Source organism: Roseivivax sp. CAU 1761, assembly GCF_054482755.1.
Genome location: NZ_JBTLRM010000014.1, coordinates 22,081 through 40,555 on the forward strand (window position 1 = coordinate 22,081; position 18,475 = coordinate 40,555).

Genomic DNA, 18,475 nt, shown 5'->3' on the forward strand with positions numbered 1-18,475 from the left:
GTCGTCACAGCGTGGAATCCAGTTGCAGGAAGCCGATACCGGGCATTACGAAAGCTCGTTTGCCATCGTGGCAGGCGGTAACTGGCGGTCGTTGGTGATGCTGTTCGATCTCGGTACGTTCGCGCCTTTTGGAGCGATGGCGCTTGTGCTCCTCGTATTCGTGCTGTTCCTCACAGAGCGACTGGCAGCGGAAGTCGTCGCTCTTTGCGGAGTGGCCGTGGCACTTCTGTTTGGAATGGTCGGGGTGGATGACGTTCTCAAAGCCCTGAGCAACCCCGCGCCGGCGACCATCGGCGCCATGTTCATTATCAGCGCGGCCCTCGTGCGGACTGGGGTAGTGGATTCCGTTGCCGACCGGGTGAGCCGGGGGATGACAACTCGACCGGCAACGACAATTCTCGGCTTCTTCCTGGTAGCGGGCATCGCCTCAGCCTTCATGAACAACACGCCGGTTGTAATGGTGCTGATACCGGTGGTCTTTGGCATCGCTCGAGACCTCGGCGCGAGTGCGTCCCGCTTCCTCATACCCCTGAGCTACATCGTAATTCTGGGCGGGACGACAACCCTGATCGGCACGTCGACGAACCTGCTCGTGGACGGGGTGGCCCGGGACATCGGACTGGAACCCTTCGCATTATTTGAAATCGCTCCCCTCGGGCTCGCGCTGGCCATAATCGGGGGTCTGTTCCTTGGCTATGCGGCTCCCCGATGGCTGCCTCATCGGCAGGCGCTCTCCGCGGCGTCCGCGCTGGGCAACAGGAAGTCCTGGACGGTCGAACTTTTCGTTCCTCAGTCCTCCTCCCTGGTGGGTCGAACGCCAACACAGATTCCCGAATTCCGGCGCCGCGCTACACGTGTGATCGACCTCATTCGCGCCGATGTCTCGCTACGGCACGCGCTTGAAAGCACTGCGCTCGAAGCGGGCGACAGGATTGTGCTGCGGACATCGGACGCCGAGGTCATGGGCTTTCGACAGCAGACGGGGGAGACGCTCGCGATCTCGGGCGCGGAGGTCGCGGGGGCTCAAAAGCACCAGGTGGTCGAGGCGCTTGTCCATGCGGACAAAGGGCCGATCACGAAGCTGGGTTGGAGACGAAGCTACGGTGTGTATCCCATAGCTGTCCACCGTCGCGGCCAGGCCGTCGATCTGCATGACGAGGCGCTCCACCTTCAACCTGGAGACACCGTTCTCTTGGACGGGCCGGCCGAGAGCATCTCTCGCCTCGCTCGGGAAGAAAGCCTTACTCTTCTTGCGCCGACGTCCGCGCGCGCCTTCCTCAGGCGCCGCGCCCCAATTGCCATCCTGGTACTCGCCGCGGTGGTAGTCGGTGCAGCCTTCAATGTTGCTCCGATCCTTCCCCTCGCGATCATCGGGGCAGCAATCGTACTCGCTACTCGATGCGTCGAACCTGACGAGGGGCTCGGCGCAATCGACGGTCGCTTGCTGCTGCTCATCGTGGGCATGATCGTGATCGGGACGTCACTGGAAAAAACCGGCGCCATGGCAATGATTGTCGACTTTGCCGCGGCTCCCCTCGTCGGTGCGCATCCCCTGGTGGCCCTGGCCCTCATCTACGTCATCACCTCGATCCTGACGGAGGTCGTCACAAACAATGCGGTCGCCGTGATCATGACGCCCCTTGCGGCCGGCGTCGCCGCCACGCTCGGTCTTGATCCCCGGGCGTTCGTGGTAGCCGTCATGTTTGCAGCCAGCGCCAGCTTCGCGACACCCATCGGCTACCAAACCAATACGATGGTTTACAATGCCGGTGGGTACCGCTTCATGGATTTCCTGCGCCTTGGCCTTCCGATGAACATTCTCGCCGGCATCGTGACAATTCTGCTCGCCCCGGTGTTCTGGCCCCTGCAGCATTGAGCTAGTTAGAGAATGCCTAGACTTTCTGGCTGGCACGCCTCCTTCGCCCGAGTGGCCGGACTTACCCTTGTCAGCCGAGCCACCGGCTTTACCCGTGACGTTCTACTTGCCGCGGTACTGGGGGCGACGCCCGTGGCCGTGGCATTCGTCTTGGCCCTTCGCTTGACGAGCCAGATGCGCAGCCTCCTGGCCGAGGGGGCCTTCACTGTAGCTTTCCAACCTCTGGAAGCGGGGTTCACCGAGGGCGACCCTGCGGGAGACAGATTTCGGTCCGAGATCCTGGGGTGGCTCATATTTGCTAACGCCTTCCTTCTCGCCATCGTTCTTCTTTTCCCCGAAGCCGTACTCTCAACCCTGGCTCCGGGCTACGAAGCCGGCGGTCCGATCTACCCCGTCGCCCGCGATCTTCTGCGAGTGACGTTTCCCTTCCTTTTCTGCGTATCGCTGATGGCCTACCTCGCCGCCCGGCTGGGGGCACAGGGCCGCTTCACTGCATTCGCGATCACGCCGGTACTGATGAACATTTCGATCATCGCCGGACTTGGGATGGAGAACTCGACCGGGCCGACCGGGTTTCCTTCCGCGTGGGCGGTAACCTTGGGAGGTGCCGGCCAGGTGGCGTTCATGATGTGGGCAAGCAAGCGGGCCGGGCTTCGGTTCGCCCGACCTCGGCTTGGCCTTACCAAGCCAACGGTGAAGTTTTTCCGCCGTCTCGGCCCCGCCATTCTGTCGGCCGGGGCCCTGCAAGTATCCGTGCTGATCGACACCATTCTGGTCTCGATGCTTGCGACCAATGCGCTGGCTCACCTCTACTTCGCAGATCGTTTGTACCAATTGCCAGTGGGCCTTGTTTCCGTGGCGCTCGGGACCGTCCTGCTACCGGAGATTTCACGGCGTTTACGCCCGGGTGGGGAAGGTGGCTGGGGTTGGCCTCTCCTTCAAGCTCTAGGCGTATGTTTCGCAGTCGGGCTTCCTCTGGCAGTCATTCTGGGCATGTACGGCAACGGACTCGTGCGGCTACTGTTCGAACACGGAACGTTCACCCCTCAGGACACCGTGATGACGGCCCATCTACTGACAGCTTATGCCGTCGGGCTCGTTCCCGCGCTTATGTCCAGGCCCCTCGCGGTGGTGTTCCAGGCCAGGGGAGACACCCTCACTCCGCTCAAGGCCCTCGTTGCTTCCTTGATCGTCAACCTTGCTTGCAAGTTCGCCCTCGTGGACCCTTTTGGCGCACCAGCCTTGGCGTTCGGAACATCTGCCGGGATGATCGTATATGCCGGCACCTTGGGGTGGGCGAACATCAAGGCTGCGCGCAAGGATACTTCGGCAACTTGATGCGTTTCCGGACGCTTAATCCCTGAAGGTCACATCGTCGAAAAAGCAAAAGGCTGACGATGACCGAAGAATCCACCTTCTCCCGCGGCTTCGAGGGCGGCACGTTCGACTACGACGGGCGCCTGGGTGAGGACGAGTTCGACGACCTGCTTTTGTGGTGCGTCTCCAAGAAAGCGTCGGACATCACGTTTCAGTCGAACCTGCCGGTCATCGCGGAGATCGGCGGCAAGAACGCCAAGGTCACGGAGCGCCCCCTGAGCCACCCCGAAGTGGAGGGCATCGTCCGCTACATCTACGGCGAGAACGGGCCTGCGGAAATCAAGTCGGGCTTCGACTTGGACCCGTCCCACGAGATTAAGGTCCCCGGCAAAGGGCGGCGCCGTTTCCGGGTCAACATCACCGGTGGGCGCACCATCGGCACCGACGGCATTCAGGTGACGATCCGGACGCTGCCCGAGATCCCCATCGACATTCGGGAACTGGGCATCGAGCAGGACATCATCGACAACTTCCGTCCGGCGCAGGGCATGGTCCTGATCACCGGGCCCACCGGTTCGGGCAAGTCCACGCTCCTGTCATCGGGTATCCGCATGATCCTCGAGCAGGATGACGCCAACGAGAAGCTCCTCGAGTACTCGAAGCCCGTGGAATACGTCTACGACAAGGTCGAGATGCCGAGCTCCCTGGTCTTCCAGACCGAGGTGGGAACGCATCTGCGCCCCAAGGGCGGGAAGGGCGCCAGCGAGGAGGGCATGTTCGCGCATTGCGTCCGGAACGCCCTTCGCCGGAAGCCCAAAATGATCCTGATCGGTGAAAGCCGCGACAAGGCGACCATCCAGGCGTCGGTCGAGGCCGCGCTGACGGGCCATGTCCTCTACTCGACGATGCACACCATCGGGGTCGCCGAGACGCTGCGCCGCGCGGTGATGCCGTTCCCGGGCGACGAGCGCCGCGCCATGGCCATCGACATCCTGGAAACCCTACGCATGATCGTGACCCAGCTCCTGCTCCCGCGCGTCGGGGGCGGCATGGTCGGCTGCCGGGAATTCATGATCTTCGACGATTACGTGCGGGCGCGACTGCTGGACACGGACGTCGACGACTGGCCCCAGGAGAGCCGGGCAATCCTGCGCGAAGGCAAGTGCACGGGCCGCAGCATGAAGGACTCCGCCCAGCGCCTCCTCGACGAGGGCGCCATCACGGAGGAGACCTTCCGCCACATCGCCGCACGCAGCTCGGAGGACTGACCCATGGCTCACTGGAGAAACACGTTCAAGGCACCCCGCTTTTTCTTCTTCGACGCCCGCCTCGCGGTCTTCCTCGTAGGCTTCCTCCTGCATATTCGGCTGTGGACGCTCCTCCTGCTGATCGCCGTGTTCGCGGCGTTCTACTGGGTCGAGAGGTACGGCTACGACTTTGCCTCTGCGCTGAGGGCCATCCGCCTCTATTTCGCGGGCCCGGTGCGGAATCCCGTTCCGGACGAGCGGATGCCCCAGCCGCGGGACTATGACCGCCGGCCGCTCTTCTGAGTGCAACACGGCCTTAAGAGTTCGCCTCTACTTGCCGCCCAAAGGCAGGTGGAACGATGACCGACAGCTCCAAGAAAGCACACATCCTGAACGTGGCCGTCGATGACGGCTATGCCCAGACCAAGCTCGTGGGCGAACATCCTGAAACCGGCGAGATCGTGAAGAAGCTGATCCGGTCCTCAGTCCGGCAGGGGCGCTCGGGCCTCAGCTCGTTCAACGGCGGGGGTATCGACCAGTACGAGACGGAGGAGGGCGACTTCTTCACCGTCTCGAACGAGATCGAGTCCGAGAACACCCAGTTCGACGGCTTCCATACCTCGCAGTTGAACCGGGTGCTGGTGCACCACGCGATGATGAAGAGCGGCTACGGCGGCCGGAAGGTCAATTTGGTGACCGGCCTGCCGGTGGCGGATTACTTCCTCGACGACGAGCGGGACCTCGAGCACATCGAGGCGAAGACCACGAACCTGAAGCTCGGGGTGTCGGGCCCGGACGGTCGCCCCATGCCGATGGTGGAGAACGTCCGCGTCGGGTGCCAGGCCGTGGCAGCGTGGTTCGACTACGTGCTCGACGACAACCTCGACCAGCGGAACGACACCGAAGGGGCCATCGCCATCGTCGACATCGGCGGGCGGACCACTGACGTCGCCGTCGTCGTGGGCGGCCGGGCCATCGATCACTCCCGGTCGGGGACCGAGAACATCGGCGTGCTGGACGTCTACACGGAGGTCCGGAAGGCGATCCGCCGGGAGTTCAAGATCAAGGAGAAGTTCCCGCTCGAGCAGCTGGACGCGGCCGTGCGCACAGGCGAAATCCGTCTCTGGAACAAGCAACACGACGTCTCTCGCCTGGTCGAGAACGTCGTCGGCGAGCACGAGCGCAAGATCGCCCGTGAAGTGGAACGCCGGCTGGGGTCCGCCGCAAGCCTGAGCGCCGTCGTCTTCGTCGGCGGGGGATCGGCCCTCTTCAGCACGATTGCCGGGCACTTCCCGAACGGGCACATGCCCGAGGATCCTGAATTCGCCAACGCGATGGGCCTCTACAAGTTCATCCGGGCGAAGGGCTGAGCGGTGACGCATGCCGCGTGCCAGGGGTGTCCAGATATACCTGAAACCGGGTCTCGAGGAGGATGACCGCCTCCTCGCGTTCTGGCACGCCTGCCAGCGCCATGGCCGGCCCCAGGAGGCGTTCCGGAGGCTCCTTCAGGTCGGTCTCGACGAACTGATGGCCCGGGGCGAGATCGGCGCCCGCATCCTGCAGGAGATGTCGGACGAGATCGCGTTGCGGCCGCCGACGGTGGAGGAGTTGAAGGATACTTCCAAGCCACGGCGCAAGCCTGCCGCTTCGCCTTCGCCGGAACCCGATGCCCCGGCCACCGGCGAGATCGAAGACTCTGAAAATGGGGATGACTGGCAGTCCGACGACGACGAGCCGGAGGCAATCGAGGAGGAACGGGAGAGCGGAAACCTCGACCCGGATCGGGGCTCACAGCTGTGGGAAGCCGAGGCCTCTGAAAATGAGGCGCCGGAGGTGATGTCCACGCATCCTTCGGAAAACCCTGAAAACGCCACCGACGCGGAAGAGGGCGACCAGGACGCTTCGTCGACCCTGCCACCGGAACCCGAGCCAAAACCAGACACCCCGCCGCGGAAGTTCGACTTCATCGGCGACATCATGTGAGGCCCATGAAAGCGAACGAACTCAGAAAGCTTGCCGTCGACTGGCTCGCGAAAAGCCATCCAGACTCTGTCATCGTGACGGAGCTCAGCGTCGCGGACTGGGGCGGGGCCTCGCTCGATGTGGCGGCAATCACTCCGAGCCACATCGTCGGGGTTGAGATCAAGGGCGATGGCGATAGCCCGGCGCGCCTGGAACGGCAGGCCCTGACGTACCCCATGGCGGCGCGGGAGATGTGGCTGCTCTGCGCTCCATCCATCAAGGAGAAGTGCTTCGCCAAGCGCCCCGCGGGATGGGGTCGCCTCGAGCTTTGGGACGGGGCCGTCCGTCCCGACAACCGGGCCACGAAGCTTGGCGCCGAGATCCGCACCGCCCGGGGCCGGCGCTGTCCGCGCGTACGGGACGACTCCCGGTATGTGCCCGACCGTGCGCGCCTGCTCCTGCAGTTGGCGCCGCACGCGCTCTGCGGGGCCCTCTGGCGTGACGAACTCATCGCCATCGCGAGGAAGTACGACCTCCTGCCACCGCGCCAGAAGCCGTATGTCCACGTCTTGACCGAGCTGATCTGCGAGAGCCTCCCGGTCATCGCGATCCACGACGAGATGATCGCCGCCCTGCGCGCGCGCCAGTGGAAGAAGACGGTCCTCGATCTGCGCCCCGTGAGCGGGGGCGCCTGATCCATGCTGTCCCTGGTCACCGCTGCGTGCATCAGCCAGGCTGCCCTGGCGTATGACATCAACCCGGTGATCATCGCGGCGATCATGCGCACCGAGGGCGGCCGTGTCGGACAGTACACCACGAACACGAACGGGACGCGGGATCTCGGTCCGATGCAGATCAATGACGGCGTCTGGCTGGGAGAAGTGGCAGACCAGTTCTTCCGCGGCGACGAGACCCCCGCCAAGCGGAAACTCCTGAACAACGGCTGCTTCAACGTCCCGGAGGGGGCCTGGATTCTTCGCCAGAACATCGACCTCTCGGATGGTGATACCCCTGGAAGAACAAATCCAGCGACACATCGCGGTAGAACTCAACATCCGGTGCAGACAGTCCGCGCCCATCCGGCATAAGATTACCTGTTCTTAATGCCGACACCCCTATTCTTGAGTGTTTACAATGAGGTTAATGGATAGTCTGCGCGCACCTTCTCTCGATCATGGAGATGGCGACTAGGGCCGTCACGCAGTCAGAAAGCTTCGCGCCTGTGCAGCGGCCGACCCGGCTAGGCTGGCGACCTCGCCGTTACGGCCCCAAAGCGGTAACGGCTAACTAGATGCCTAGCTGAGCAGGCAAACGAATGCGGACAGTTCAGGAGGCAAAGGGCACGTTCAACGCGGTCAATGATGCGGCGCTCGCGTCCGGCCGTGGCTTGTGGCACCCTGTCGCAAACTAGGAACGAGGCCCGCTTTGACGACCAAGTTACTTCGGCCCGGCGAGACTTGCTGGCGCATAGAAACTGCCGACAAGATGGCGGTCATCATCGACGCGGCTGAGTACTTCAAGGTTGTCCGGCAGGCGGTCCTCGGCGCCAGGCACAGCGTGATCCTGATTGCATGGGATTTCGACACAAGAATCCTGCTCGACCCGCGTGAAGACGAGGATCGGGACGTTCCCAACGAGCTGGGCGAACTCATGAAGCATGTCGTGCAGTCGCGCCCGGACATACACGTGCACATTCTGAAATGGAACCTGGGTGCCTTACAGAGCCTCGCGCGAGGGGACACGTCCTGGTTCATGATGAAGTGGGTGATGAGTTCGCGCGTGCATTTCCGTCTCGACCACGCGCATCCGGCGGGCTCGGCGCATCATCAGAAGATCGTGGTCATCGACGATGCGGTGGCCTTCTGCGGCGGCATCGACATCACCGCGGACCGCTGGGACACCCGGGAGCACAAAGATCATGACCCCCACCGCATCCGGCCCTGGTCAAAGACGTCCTATGGCCCATGGCACGATGCCACCACCGCGGTCAGCGGCCCGGCTGCAAAGGCATTGGCCAACCTTGCCAGGGATCGCTGGTACCGCGCGACAGGGCAGGAACTGGCTCCGCCGCCGTCCGTCACTCCTGCATGGCCGGACAACCTCGAGCCTCTGTTCGAGGGCGTCCCCGTGGCGATTGCCCGGACCTTGCCGAAGTACAACGACTGGGATGCCGCGTACGAGATCGAGGCGCTTTACCTGGAGATCATCGCGGCTGCTCGGCGCACGCTCTACATCGAAAGCCAGTACTTTGCGTCACCAAAACTCGGGGCGGCGATTGCCGAGCGCCTCCAAGAGCCCGAGGGCCCGGAAATCGTGATCGTGAACCCGATGAGCGCGGACGGTTGGCTCGAGGAGGAGGTGATGGGATCGGCGCGCGCGAAGCTCCTGCGGATGGTCCACCGTGCTGACACATACGACCGCTTTCGCCTCTACACGCCCGTCTCGGAGGGCGGGACGGACATCTACGTTCACGCGAAGGTCCTTGTGCTCGACGACAAGCTCCTTCGGGTCGGGTCATCGAACTTGAACAACCGCTCTCTTGGCTACGACACAGAATGCGACCTGGCGATTGAAGCGGGTGAGGACGACAGCGATCTCAAGGCGCGGATCGCGCGTGTTCGCGACGATCTTCTCGCCGAGCATCTGAACGCGAAGCGCGAGGAGGTGGAGCAGGCCTTCCTACGCACGGGGGGATCGCTCATCCAGACCATCGAAAGCCTCACACGGCCGGGGAGAAGCCTGAAGCGCTTCAGTCCACCCGACCTAAACCAAGTTGAGGAGGAGGTCCTCGCGGACAACGAGCTTCTCGATCCCGAGCGGCCGCGGAAGGGGCCGAACTTCAGGGGCCTGGTGCACCGTATCACCGGAGCGCTGCAGAACAGGTGAACGGGCTTGGAACTCGAAGCCCTGCCGTGTCATCTGTCATGGAAGAACGAGGTGATCAGCATGGACTACCTGGCAGCTCTGGCTACCGACCCGACGGCATGGGCAGCACTTCTGACGCTCATCACGATGGAAGTTGTTCTTGGCATCGACAACTTGATCTTCATCTCGATCCTCACGAACAAGCTTCCTGAAAACCAACGTGAGCGGGCCCGCAGGATCGGGATCGCGGGGGCCATGCTTCTTCGGCTCGGCCTCCTCGGCCTGGTAGCCGTCATCGTCCAGCTGACTCAGCCGGTCTTCACGGCTTTCGGGCACGGATTTTCCTGGCGCGACTTGATCCTCATCGCAGGCGGCCTGTTCCTCGTCTGGAAGGCGACGAAAGAGATTCACCATCACGTCGACCCCGACCATGCGCCGGACATGTTTGAAGGCAAAGCCGCCATTGCCAGCGTCGGAGCAGTCATCGGGCAGATCTTGCTGCTCGACCTAGTGTTCTCCATCGACAGCATCATCACTGCGGTGGGTATGACCGACGACATTCCCATCATGGTCGTCGCTGTGCTCGTGACTGTGGCCGCGATGTTGATCGCTGCGAACCCTCTGGCAAACTTTATCCAAGCGAACCCGACGGTCGTCATGCTAGCGCTGGGTTTCCTACTTCTCATCGGGACTACGCTCATCGCCGAAGGGTTCGGAGCCCATGTACCGAAGGGCTACATCTATGCTGCCATGGCGTTCTCGGCTCTGGTCGAAGGCTTGAATCTAATGGCGCGCCGCGCAGCCAGGAGACGCCGACAGAGTTTACGTTCGGCTCTCGCCCTCAAAACGGGAGCCACCCCGGCAGAGTATCCATCAAGGGCGACGGGGGCGACCTCGTCGCGGATGCCTAGTGCAGCGAACTGATTGCGCCCGTCAGAAACTGAACGCGTAGGAGAGGTTGAAAAAAGCCTGAACGTCCTCGCCGGCGGGAACGGTCGTGAGGCGCAGCTCGTGCCCTCCGGTCCGGTCGCTTGCCGAGAGCCCGGCGATGGGGATGAAGCCACCGATCTGCGGGATAAGGTACTTGACGTTCAGCTGCTCGCCCAGGGCTTCGTAACACCCAAGACCAGCGAAGGCACCGAGCCGGAACTCTCCGGCTAAGGCGGGGGCAACCCTGGCGGAGTATCCGCCGACAACGATAGGGGCGACCTCTACGTAGCTGCTGTAGAAGCCGCCGCCCTTGAGGAAGGCCTCGCCGCCCGGGGCTTCGAGCTAGACCGCCGCCCGAACGTGAAGCCAGCCGCACCAATTTCTCGCAGGATGGCCTGATCTCCGGGGGCAGGGACATCGTGTCCTCGGCCTCCAAGGTCTCCGTGTCCCGGGCAAATGCCTTCGGCCTGGACGACACGCTCACCGCCTCCATCGGAATGCCCCTGCAGGTCGACGGCGGTCGCATCTCGGTGGACATGCCCGTGGCCCGCGCCGCGGCTGCCGGCGGCGAACGGAGCGACAGCGTGATCTGGGCAACCGACGAGATCGAACTCGACGGCGCTGCACGGTCCTACGAGCTGGGAAGCTCTTACGCGTTCAGCGATCCCGGTGAGGCGGCCAGCTTTGTCGCCGAGGGAGGCCTGACCACCGGGCCCCGCCAGGAGGCCTTCATCGGGCTGAACCTGGTGAAGCGGTTCTCAGAACCCGAAATGCGCTTTCGCGGGGCAGGGACCGCCTGCCCCGCGTGATCTCGCCGAAAACCATTCAAATGCTCGGCCGGATCACGCCACGTCAGCCTTTAGTCTCGCTCGCAACGAAGGTATGCGCGCCGTCCACTTTCACCGGGTGCCGAAGGGACCTAAGTAACAGGTCCAATGGTTGAACCCTGGCTTCTTTATACATCGAAAGCGTGATTTTATGTTCTACAACTCCGACCGCCTGGCGCTCCTGATCGACGGGAAGTCCCTCTACACAGCAACGAAGTCTCTTGGCATTGCCGTCGACTACGCGCGCCTAAAGAGTGAATTCGCCAAGCGCGGCAAGCTGATCCACGCTTACTTCTACACCGCTGTCGACGTGGAGGCTGAATTCGATGCCACACGGAAAACCGTCGACTGGCTCGATTACAACGGTTTCGTTACGCGCACGAAGCCGATAAAGCGGCGTCACAGCGACGATGGCTCGGTCAAGCTTAAGACGAACATGAACGTCGAAATGGCAACCGATGCATTCGAGCTCGCAGAACGGGTCGATCATGTCGTCCTATTCACGGGTGATGGCGACATGAAGCCCGTAGTCGAGCTTCTCAAGCGCCGCGGCGTCCGCGTCACTGTCGTGGCCACTCTGAAAGGTGTATCGCAGACGATCTCGGACGAACTGCGCCGTGCAGCAGACAGCTTCATCGACCTGAGCGACCTAGCTCCGCTACTCGCGCGCGAACCAAGGGCTCATGGCAACGACGCGCGGCAGGATAGCGAGAGGGCAGCGTGAAACGCCAGATTTGATACCGACGCTGAGTCCGCTTTTCCGCGCCATTTAGGGCACTTGCCTTCGCTTTAGTTGCCTGAAAGGCTCCGCCCGCCAGAACGAGGTGGTGGGAATGAGCATCCTGAGACATGTCACGCCCGCTGTCGCCCAGTCCTCGGTGGCCGAAGCCGGACGGGCCGGGATCGGCGCCTTCGTGGGTCTTGGCATCGCCGGGCTCTTCGTGCTGTCGCCGGCCGTCGACCGCGATCTCGGGCTCTATCTCGTCGCACCGTTCGGGGCGAGTTCCGTGCTGCTTTTCGCGCTGCCGAACTCGCCCTTGGCACAGCCCTGGTCCGCTGTCGTCGGCAATGTTCTCGCAGCACTAATCGGCGTCCTTTGCGCGATGTTCATCGAGCACGGGGTCGCGCGCGTGGCCTTGGCCGTCGGCGCGACGATCACCGCGACGATCCTTGCCAAGGCTCTGCACCCTCCGGCCGGCGCGGTGGCGATGACCGCGGCGCTGGCGCCGGAGAATGTCGACGCGCTGGGGTTCTGGTTCGTTCTGTCGCCTGTCGCGCTGGGAACGGTACTGCTCGTCATCCTCGCGATGGGATATGCCAAATTGACCGGCCGGCACTACCCGTTCCGCCGTGTCGAGGAAGCCGACAGTGATGGTACGAACGACGCCGGGTCTTCCGGGCGTCTCGGGTTGTCCGAGAGCGAACTCACCAACATTCTCGAACAGTACAAGCAGTCATTCAACCTAGGGGCCGAGGATCTGGCCCGGTTGATCGGGGCGGCCGAACTGCAGGCGGCGGCGCACCATACCGGCCCGCTGTGCGCCGGCGACATCATGTCGAGCCATCTTGTCAGCGTCAGCCGAACGACCCCATTGAACGAGATCGCCGACCAATTTGCCCGCCACCGGTTCACGTCTTTGCCGGTGGTCCAGGAGGATGGCCGGTATCTCGGCATCATATTCCAGATCCACCTGATCACCCGCGCGCGGGAAGATGCGCTGCGCCTGAACCGGGGCTTTGCCTCGGCCTTCCGGCGTCTTGTCGAACGCGGTCGGCTGAAGCCAGTCGAGGCGCAAGACATCATGAGCGTCGCTGCCCCGCGGGCTCAGGCAACAACGCCCCTGAGCGTTCTGCTGTCGCTCGTGGCCGAGGCGGAGATCGACGCGGTGCCAGTTCTTGATGGACCGAACCTCATCGGGATCGTCACCCGGACCGACCTCGTCCGTGCCCTGTCCCGGCAGGCGATCCGGTCTTCGAAGTGAAGGGGTGTCTCCGGCGCGGCCGGGACGGAACGGCGGCAACTGGATCACGTGCCGAAACCGGCCCGGCCCGGCGGGGCGGGCCGGGCCGGTTAACTTATGGGTGCACCCGGATCAGTTCGAGACCGTTTCGGAGATCGCCGAATTCATGATCTGGGTGGCTTCCTCGACCCATTCGGCGCCGCCGATATCATCGGAGAAGCTGGGCCAGAGGGCCTTCGCCGCTTCCTGCCAGGCGGCCTCGTCCTCGGGCGCGCCGGTAAGGGTCATCCCGAGATCCACGAGCTCCTTCTTGGCGGCTTCGGTTTCTTCCGCCGACACCTCGCGTTCGTATTGGGCGGCCTCTTCCCCGGCGCGGTTCAGCACGTCCTGCAGGTCCTCCGGAAGCCCTTGGTAGAAGCGCTCCGAGACGATGATCGGTCCGGACCAGATGAGGTAATGGATTTCCGTGATGTAATCCTGCACCTCGTAGAACTTCGAGGAGATGGCCGTGGTGTAAGGGTTCTCCTGGCCGTCGATCACGCCTTGCTGAAGTGCCGGAAACACTTCCGCCCAGGCCATCGGGATCGGATCGAGGCCCCAGGATTTGAAGGTCTCGATGGCGATGTTGTTCTTCGAGACGCGGATCTTCAGGCCCTGCAGATCCTCGAGGTTGCGGACCTCGCGCTCGCCGTTGGTGAGCACCCGAAAGCCCTTTTCGAAATAGCCGAGGATGCGCACCCCGGCTTCCTTGGGAAGGCGCTCGTTGAGCGGACCCTTGAGCGCGTCCATCGCGGCATGCGCCTCTTCGTTGGACGTGAAGGCGTAGGGCAGCATCATCACGCCTACCGACGGAGCCAGCGGCACAAGGTTTCCAGTATAGAGAATCTCACTTTCGATGGAGCCGGTGCGAAGTGCCTGTGCAACTTCCTGCTCGGAACCAAGCTGGTTCGAGGGGAAGATCTGAACGTCAATTCGGCCGTCGGAGTATTCTTCGACGAGTTCCTCGAATTTCAGAGCGCCCTTATGCGTCGGGTTATTCTCATTGTCGCCGTGGCTCAAGCGCATGGTGTATTCCTGCGCGGAAGCGAGGCCAGCGGAAAGGGTAAAGGCAAGCGCCGTGCCGAGGGTCATAAGCGATTTCATGGGGGTCTCCTCCTTTAGAAGTCTCAGGTCGTGGGGTCGTGGGTATGGGCGGCGTCAAGGAATGAAGCCGAGCAGGCGGGGCAGCCACAGCGTCAGGCCGGGTACGAAGGCAACAAGGACCATCACCGAGATCTCGGCCGCAAGGAACGGCACCGAGGCGCGGCTGACCCGCTCTACCGAGGTGCGGCCGATCTCGCTGGCGACGAAGAGGTTCACCCCGAGCGGCGGCGTCGAGTATCCGATCTCGCAGGCGATGACGAAGATGATGCCGAACTGGATCGGGTCGATGCCGACATTGGTGACCACCGGCAGCAGCAGCGGCGTCAGGATGATGATCTGGGTCAGGGTCTCCATCCACATGCCGATGAAGATCAGCAGCAGCAGCACCATCAGGATCAGAACCGCCGGGTTCGACACCGCGTCGATCAGGAAGCCCGAAACTAACTGCGGGATCTGAAGAATTGACAGCAGCCGTCCGATGATCCGCCCGGTGACCAGCACCAGCATCACCGTGCCGGTGATCCGGGTGGCGTAGATTACCCCGTCTGTGAAATTCGACAGGTCGATTTCGCGGTAGATGAAGACGCCGACGAGGAGGGCGTAGAGCACCGCTACCACCGAGGCCTCGGTCACCGTGAAGATGCCGCCATAGATTCCACCGAGGATCAGCACCGGGGCGAACAGCGCCCACTTGGCCTCCCAGGCGGCAGAGCCGATGGCGCGCAGCGAGCGGCGGCCCGCGGCTTCCGAGCTATAGCCACGGCGGCGGCTGATCAGCGCGCTGGTAACGAAGAGCGCTGCCGCCAGCAGAAGGCCGGGGATCACGCCGGCGACGAACAGCGCGCTGATCGAGGTTTCCGAGGTGATGCCGTAGATGATCATCGGGATCGACGGTGGGATGACCACGCCGATGCCGCCGGCCGAGGAGGTGATGGCAGCGGAGAAACCGCGGTCGTAGCCATCCTTGATCATTGCAGGGATCATGATCGACCCGATAGCCGCAGTGGTCGCCGGGCCGGAACCCGAGATCGCGGCGAAAAAAGTACAGGCGACGATGGTCACGGTGGCAAGTCCGCCGGGTGCCGGGCCCACGATGGCGCGCGAGAAGCCGATTAGCCGCTCAGTCAGGCCGCCCTTCTCCATCAGTGTGCCGGCGAGGATGAACATCGGCACGGCGATGATGGTGAACTCGTCGACGGCGCTGTAGGCGGTCTGCACGAGGTACGACATCGGCAGGCTGACCATGGTCATCGAGATGACCGCGGCGAGACCGATGGAGATGCCAACCGGCACGCCGATCAGCAGGAAGACCACGAAGGAGAGGGTGAGGGCGAGGGTGGGATCCATGGTCATTCACCCATCCGGCTGTCGTCCGGCATCTCGCCGGTACGCCAGCGCCGGACCATGACCTGGGCCACCCGCAGCGACAGCAGCAGGAAGCCGAGCGGCACAATCATCTGGATCCAAACGAGGTTGATGCCGGTGGTCTGCGAGATGTAGGGGAACTCGAACATCGAGACGGTGAAGTGGTAGCCGTGCCAGATCACCACCGCATTGAAGACCAGCCACAGGATGTCAGCGAGGGTCAGCATCACGAGCCGGGCGCGCTTTGGCAGCAGGTCGAGATGCACCGCTACGCGGATGTGGCGGTCGCCCTCGGCGGCCATGATGAATCCGAAATAGACCGCCCAGACGAAGGCGAAGCGGCTGACCTCCTCGAGCCAGCTGAACGACCGGTCGAAGCCGAAGCGGGCGATCACTTGGAAGCCCAGCAGCGCCACCACGGTGGTCATCAGCGCGGCCCCGATCCATTCCTCGGGCGTGCGCCCGGCGTACCGCCTAGGCATCGGCAGAGCTCCTTGTGGTGTCAGCCAGCCGGTGGCGGAGAACCTCCGGCCCGGAAGCCTGCTGGAAAGTTGTTAGCCACGCCGCGACCTTCCCCCGGAAGCCCGGATCGGCGGCGAGCCCGGCGGGGAACATCGGCAGGCGCAGCACCGCCGCGGCCACCGCGTCGGGTGGGCCTGCGGCGTCGCGCAGCGCGGCGAGCGCCGCAAGACCTGGATCGCGCACCGTCAGCCCGAAACGGTCGGCCGGCCGCCGCCCGGCAAGGTGGATCCAGGCCGCGACCACAGCGGCATGAGGCCCGGCGTCAAGGCCGCGCGCGCGGCGCTCGGCTGCCGGGGCGAGGATGCGCTGCGGCAGCTTGAAGCTGGCATCGCTGGCGATCTGGCTTAGCGGGTGCTGGATCATCGGATTGGTGAGACGCGCCAGCGCGGTGCCGGCATAGCGTTGCAGATCCTCTCCCGGGGGGCAGGTCAACGTTTCAGCCTGCTGCGCGAGAAAGGCGCGCGACCATGCCGCCAGGGCGGGGTCGCAGGAGGCCTCGTGCGAGGTCTGGTGGCCAAGCAGCCGGCCAAGTTCGGCCAGCGCCGATTGCAGGCCGTTCAGCAGGCGGTGCTTCATGTGCTCGAAGACCGCTACGTCGGGGACGATCTGGACGCCGACCCGCTCCAGTTCGGGCCGCGCTCCGGCGGTGCGATCTTCCAGCACCCATTGCCGGAACGGTTCACCGACGACCCCCAACGGGTCGTCGGCGCCCAGTTCCTCGCGCAGCCGGGCAAAGGCGCTCTCGGTCATCGCCGGCACGATGCGGTCAACCATGGATACGGGAAACGCGACATGGTCCTGCATCCAGCCCAAGAGGTCGGGCCAGGCGACGCGGGCATAATCCTCCATGACGCCGCGCAAGAGCGTACCGTTCGCGGCGACGTTGTCGCAGCTCGCCAGCGTCAGAGAACCGCCGCCGCGGCGCATGCGGCGCTCCAGCATGCGGCAGAGCAGGCCCGGTGCGGTGCGCGGGTGTTCGGGGTCGGCAAGGTCGGCGGTGATGGCGCTTTCGGGGTCGAGCTCGGTGGTGCCGGAGCGGTGGCAGTAGCCCTTCTCGGTGATCGTCAGGGTGACGAAGGACAGCTCGTCCCAGACCGGGTCCAGCGGGTCGGGCCGCGCCTCGATTGCAGTGAGGGTGCCGATGCGGCGCAGGCTGCGGCCGGTCTGGTCCTCCGTCATGGCGTGGTAGACGCCGCCCTGCGCGGCGTGCTGCGCGGCGATGTCCGGCGGCGCGAGGTTGAAGCCGCGCACCTGCCAGCCGTGACCGGCGCGGGCAAGGTCGTCGTAATAGCTCTGCTGGTGCGCACGGTGGAAGGCTCCGGTGCCGATATGGGCGGCACCAGAGCGCAGCGCGGCGGGATCGTAGGACAGCGCCTGCATCAGAACTGCACCATCACCTTGAGGTTGCGAACCTTGTCCTGCGCCGCCGCGAACACGGCCGCCGGGTCGTCGAGCCCGAGATCGGCCGAAATCAGGGGCCGCAGATCGACAGCGCCGTCGACGATCTGACGTACCGCCTCAGCGAATTCGTCGGTGAAGCGGTAGGTGCCCACGACGCGCAGCTCCCGGGTCAGCAGCTTGGCCAGGGTCAGCGGCGCCTGCGGCGGCAGGAAGCCGACCTGAAGCAGAGTGCCGCCCGGACGCAGCGCCGCGATGCACAGATCGAAGGCCGCCGGCGCGCCCGATGCCTCGAGCGCAGTGTCGCAGGCTGGAGTATCGGTGAGATCGGCCGCGGCGGTCGCGTCGGCCGAATTGATAACGCGGTCGGCGCCCAGCTGCCGCGCCCGTTCGAGCGCCTCCGGCACCACGTCGGCCATCACGATCTCGGCGGCGCCGGCTCGGCGCGCGGCGATGGCGAGAAGCTGGCCGATCACGCCGGCACCGGTGACCAGGACGCGCTGGCCGGTCATGTCGCCCGCCAGCGCAACCGCGTGCAGCGCCACCGCGTAGGGTTCGGCCAGGGCGAGGTGGCGCAGATCGGTGTCGGCGGGGACCGGAATGCACTGCGCGGCGGCGACCACCGGGCGTTCCGCGAAGCCGCCGGATTGGTGCGGCCGCCGCGCGGCGCTCCCCATGAAGCACATGTCGGTGCAGAGGTTGGAGCGGCCGTTCCGACAGAATTCGCATTTGCCGCAAGCCCGGGCAGGGTTCACGGCCACCCTGTCACCGACGGACAGGTTGCGGACGTCGGGATGGGCTTCGATGACGGTACCGGAGAATTCGTGACCCAGGACCATCGGGTCGAGGACCACGGAATCGCCCACCCGCCCGTGCGCGACGTAGTGGATGTCAGACCCGCACACCCCGCCATGCCCGAATGCCAGGCGGACCTCTCCGGCCTGCAGGGCCGGCTCTTCGACCGTTTCGAGTCGGACCTGTCCCGCTGCGTGGATGACGCAAGCCTTCATCTTCAACCCCTCCCAGCAGCTGATTATTCCGCTTGATGTCCCCTTCGCTAGA

General features: G+C 64.1%; 18 protein-coding genes. 13 read left to right on the forward strand and 5 right to left on the reverse strand.

What is annotated here, in order from left to right; translation table 11 throughout:
* Nucleotides 1–22 precede the first annotated feature (22 nt).
* The 13 genes from ACXYMW_RS10385 (at nt 23) to ACXYMW_RS10445 (ending at nt 13,006) form a co-directional block, all read left to right on the forward strand.
* Nucleotides 23–1,876, forward strand: a complete 1,854-nt coding sequence (locus ACXYMW_RS10385; RefSeq protein ID WP_459035251.1) for an SLC13 family permease — start codon at nt 23–25, stop codon at nt 1,874–1,876.
* A 12-nt stretch (nt 1,877–1,888) separates the two neighbouring features.
* Nucleotides 1,889–3,214, forward strand: coding sequence for a murein biosynthesis integral membrane protein MurJ (gene murJ, locus ACXYMW_RS10390; RefSeq protein ID WP_459035252.1), 1,326 nt, complete (start codon nt 1,889–1,891; stop codon nt 3,212–3,214).
* A 59-nt stretch (nt 3,215–3,273) separates the two neighbouring features.
* A complete protein-coding gene (locus tag ACXYMW_RS10395; RefSeq protein WP_459035253.1) occupies nt 3,274–4,461 on the forward strand; it encodes a type IV pilus twitching motility protein PilT in 1,188 nt (395 codons plus the stop codon).
* A 3-nt stretch (nt 4,462–4,464) separates the two neighbouring features.
* Nucleotides 4,465–4,743, forward strand: coding sequence for an IcmT/TraK family protein (icmT, locus tag ACXYMW_RS10400; protein ID WP_459035254.1), 279 nt, complete (start codon nt 4,465–4,467; stop codon nt 4,741–4,743).
* 56 nt (nt 4,744–4,799) lie between these two features.
* Nucleotides 4,800–5,810 carry a plasmid segregation protein ParM domain-containing protein gene (gene parM, locus ACXYMW_RS10405; RefSeq protein ID WP_459035255.1) on the forward strand — a complete coding sequence of 337 codons (1,011 nt, stop codon included), beginning with the start codon at nt 4,800–4,802 and terminating at the stop codon, nt 5,808–5,810.
* Between the two features lie 10 nt (nt 5,811–5,820).
* Nucleotides 5,821–6,423 carry a hypothetical protein gene (locus tag ACXYMW_RS10410; RefSeq protein ID WP_459035256.1) on the forward strand — a complete coding sequence of 201 codons (603 nt, stop codon included), beginning with the start codon at nt 5,821–5,823 and terminating at the stop codon, nt 6,421–6,423.
* A 5-nt stretch (nt 6,424–6,428) separates the two neighbouring features.
* Complete coding sequence (locus ACXYMW_RS10415) at nt 6,429–7,097, forward strand: hypothetical protein (RefSeq protein WP_459035257.1); 669 nt, start codon at nt 6,429–6,431, stop codon at nt 7,095–7,097.
* 3 nt (nt 7,098–7,100) lie between these two features.
* Nucleotides 7,101–7,490, forward strand: a complete 390-nt coding sequence (locus ACXYMW_RS10420) for a lytic transglycosylase domain-containing protein (protein WP_459035258.1) — start codon at nt 7,101–7,103, stop codon at nt 7,488–7,490.
* Between the two features lie 397 nt (nt 7,491–7,887).
* Complete coding sequence (locus tag ACXYMW_RS10425) at nt 7,888–9,288, forward strand: phospholipase D-like domain-containing protein (RefSeq protein ID WP_459035259.1); 1,401 nt, start codon at nt 7,888–7,890, stop codon at nt 9,286–9,288.
* A 6-nt stretch (nt 9,289–9,294) separates the two neighbouring features.
* Nucleotides 9,295–10,191: a TerC family protein gene (locus ACXYMW_RS10430; RefSeq protein WP_459035260.1), complete on the forward strand. Its 897-nt coding sequence runs from the start codon at nt 9,295–9,297 to the stop codon at nt 10,189–10,191.
* Between the two features lie 425 nt (nt 10,192–10,616).
* Entirely contained in the window at nt 10,617–11,006 is a 390-nt protein-coding gene (locus tag ACXYMW_RS10435; RefSeq protein ID WP_459035261.1) for a hypothetical protein, read from the forward strand.
* A gap of 169 nt (nt 11,007–11,175) precedes the next feature.
* Nucleotides 11,176–11,748 (forward strand): LabA-like NYN domain-containing protein, encoded by a 573-nt coding sequence (locus tag ACXYMW_RS10440; protein WP_459035262.1) that lies wholly within the window; start codon nt 11,176–11,178, stop codon nt 11,746–11,748.
* A gap of 109 nt (nt 11,749–11,857) precedes the next feature.
* Nucleotides 11,858–13,006: an HPP family protein gene (locus tag ACXYMW_RS10445; protein WP_459035263.1), complete on the forward strand. Its 1,149-nt coding sequence runs from the start codon at nt 11,858–11,860 to the stop codon at nt 13,004–13,006.
* A 111-nt stretch (nt 13,007–13,117) separates the two neighbouring features.
* On the opposite strand, the gene ACXYMW_RS10450 is transcribed toward ACXYMW_RS10445, so the two are convergent.
* Genes ACXYMW_RS10450 through ACXYMW_RS10470 form a run of 5 tightly spaced genes read right to left on the reverse strand, consistent with a single transcriptional unit; the run spans nt 13,118 to nt 18,423 of the window.
* On the reverse strand, nt 13,118–14,128 hold the full coding sequence (locus tag ACXYMW_RS10450) for a TRAP transporter substrate-binding protein (protein ID WP_459035264.1): 1,011 nt from the start codon (nt 14,126–14,128) through the stop codon (nt 13,118–13,120).
* A gap of 54 nt (nt 14,129–14,182) precedes the next feature.
* Nucleotides 14,183–15,481, reverse strand: coding sequence for a TRAP transporter large permease (locus ACXYMW_RS10455; RefSeq protein ID WP_459035265.1), 1,299 nt, complete (start codon nt 15,479–15,481; stop codon nt 14,183–14,185).
* Nucleotides 15,478–15,975, reverse strand: a complete 498-nt coding sequence (locus ACXYMW_RS10460; protein ID WP_459035266.1) for a TRAP transporter small permease — start codon at nt 15,973–15,975, stop codon at nt 15,478–15,480. The genes ACXYMW_RS10455 and ACXYMW_RS10460 overlap by 4 nt, the downstream gene beginning before the upstream one ends.
* Complete coding sequence (locus ACXYMW_RS10465) at nt 15,968–17,395, reverse strand: mannitol dehydrogenase family protein (protein WP_459035267.1); 1,428 nt, start codon at nt 17,393–17,395, stop codon at nt 15,968–15,970. The genes ACXYMW_RS10460 and ACXYMW_RS10465 overlap by 8 nt, the downstream gene beginning before the upstream one ends.
* Nucleotides 17,395–18,423 (reverse strand): L-idonate 5-dehydrogenase, encoded by a 1,029-nt coding sequence (locus ACXYMW_RS10470; protein ID WP_459035268.1) that lies wholly within the window; start codon nt 18,421–18,423, stop codon nt 17,395–17,397. Before ACXYMW_RS10470 ends, ACXYMW_RS10465 begins: the two co-directional genes overlap by 1 nt.
* Between the last annotated feature and the right edge of the window lie 52 nt (nt 18,424–18,475).

Bases quoted from the DNA above. Each gene is read 5' to 3' on its own strand.
- murJ (WP_459035252.1), top strand. From the start codon at position 1,889: ATGCCTAGACTTTCTGGCTGGCACGCCTCCTTCGCCCGAGTGGCCGGA.
- ACXYMW_RS10395 (WP_459035253.1), top strand. From the start codon at position 3,274: ATGACCGAAGAATCCACCTTCTCCCGCGGCTTCGAGGGCGGCACGTTC.
- icmT (WP_459035254.1), top strand. From the start codon at position 4,465: ATGGCTCACTGGAGAAACACGTTCAAGGCACCCCGCTTTTTCTTCTTC.
- parM (WP_459035255.1), top strand. From the start codon at position 4,800: ATGACCGACAGCTCCAAGAAAGCACACATCCTGAACGTGGCCGTCGAT.
- ACXYMW_RS10410 (WP_459035256.1), top strand. From the start codon at position 5,821: ATGCCGCGTGCCAGGGGTGTCCAGATATACCTGAAACCGGGTCTCGAG.
- ACXYMW_RS10415 (WP_459035257.1), top strand. From the start codon at position 6,429: ATGAAAGCGAACGAACTCAGAAAGCTTGCCGTCGACTGGCTCGCGAAA.
- ACXYMW_RS10420 (WP_459035258.1), top strand. From the start codon at position 7,101: ATGCTGTCCCTGGTCACCGCTGCGTGCATCAGCCAGGCTGCCCTGGCG.
- ACXYMW_RS10425 (WP_459035259.1), top strand. From the start codon at position 7,888: ATGGCGGTCATCATCGACGCGGCTGAGTACTTCAAGGTTGTCCGGCAG.
- ACXYMW_RS10440 (WP_459035262.1), top strand. From the start codon at position 11,176: ATGTTCTACAACTCCGACCGCCTGGCGCTCCTGATCGACGGGAAGTCC.
- ACXYMW_RS10445 (WP_459035263.1), top strand. From the start codon at position 11,858: ATGAGCATCCTGAGACATGTCACGCCCGCTGTCGCCCAGTCCTCGGTG.
- ACXYMW_RS10450 (WP_459035264.1), bottom strand. From the start codon at position 14,128: ATGAAATCGCTTATGACCCTCGGCACGGCGCTTGCCTTTACCCTTTCC.
- ACXYMW_RS10455 (WP_459035265.1), bottom strand. From the start codon at position 15,481: ATGACCATGGATCCCACCCTCGCCCTCACCCTCTCCTTCGTGGTCTTC.
- ACXYMW_RS10460 (WP_459035266.1), bottom strand. From the start codon at position 15,975: ATGCCTAGGCGGTACGCCGGGCGCACGCCCGAGGAATGGATCGGGGCC.
- ACXYMW_RS10465 (WP_459035267.1), bottom strand. From the start codon at position 17,395: ATGCAGGCGCTGTCCTACGATCCCGCCGCGCTGCGCTCTGGTGCCGCC.
- ACXYMW_RS10470 (WP_459035268.1), bottom strand. From the start codon at position 18,423: ATGAAGGCTTGCGTCATCCACGCAGCGGGACAGGTCCGACTCGAAACG.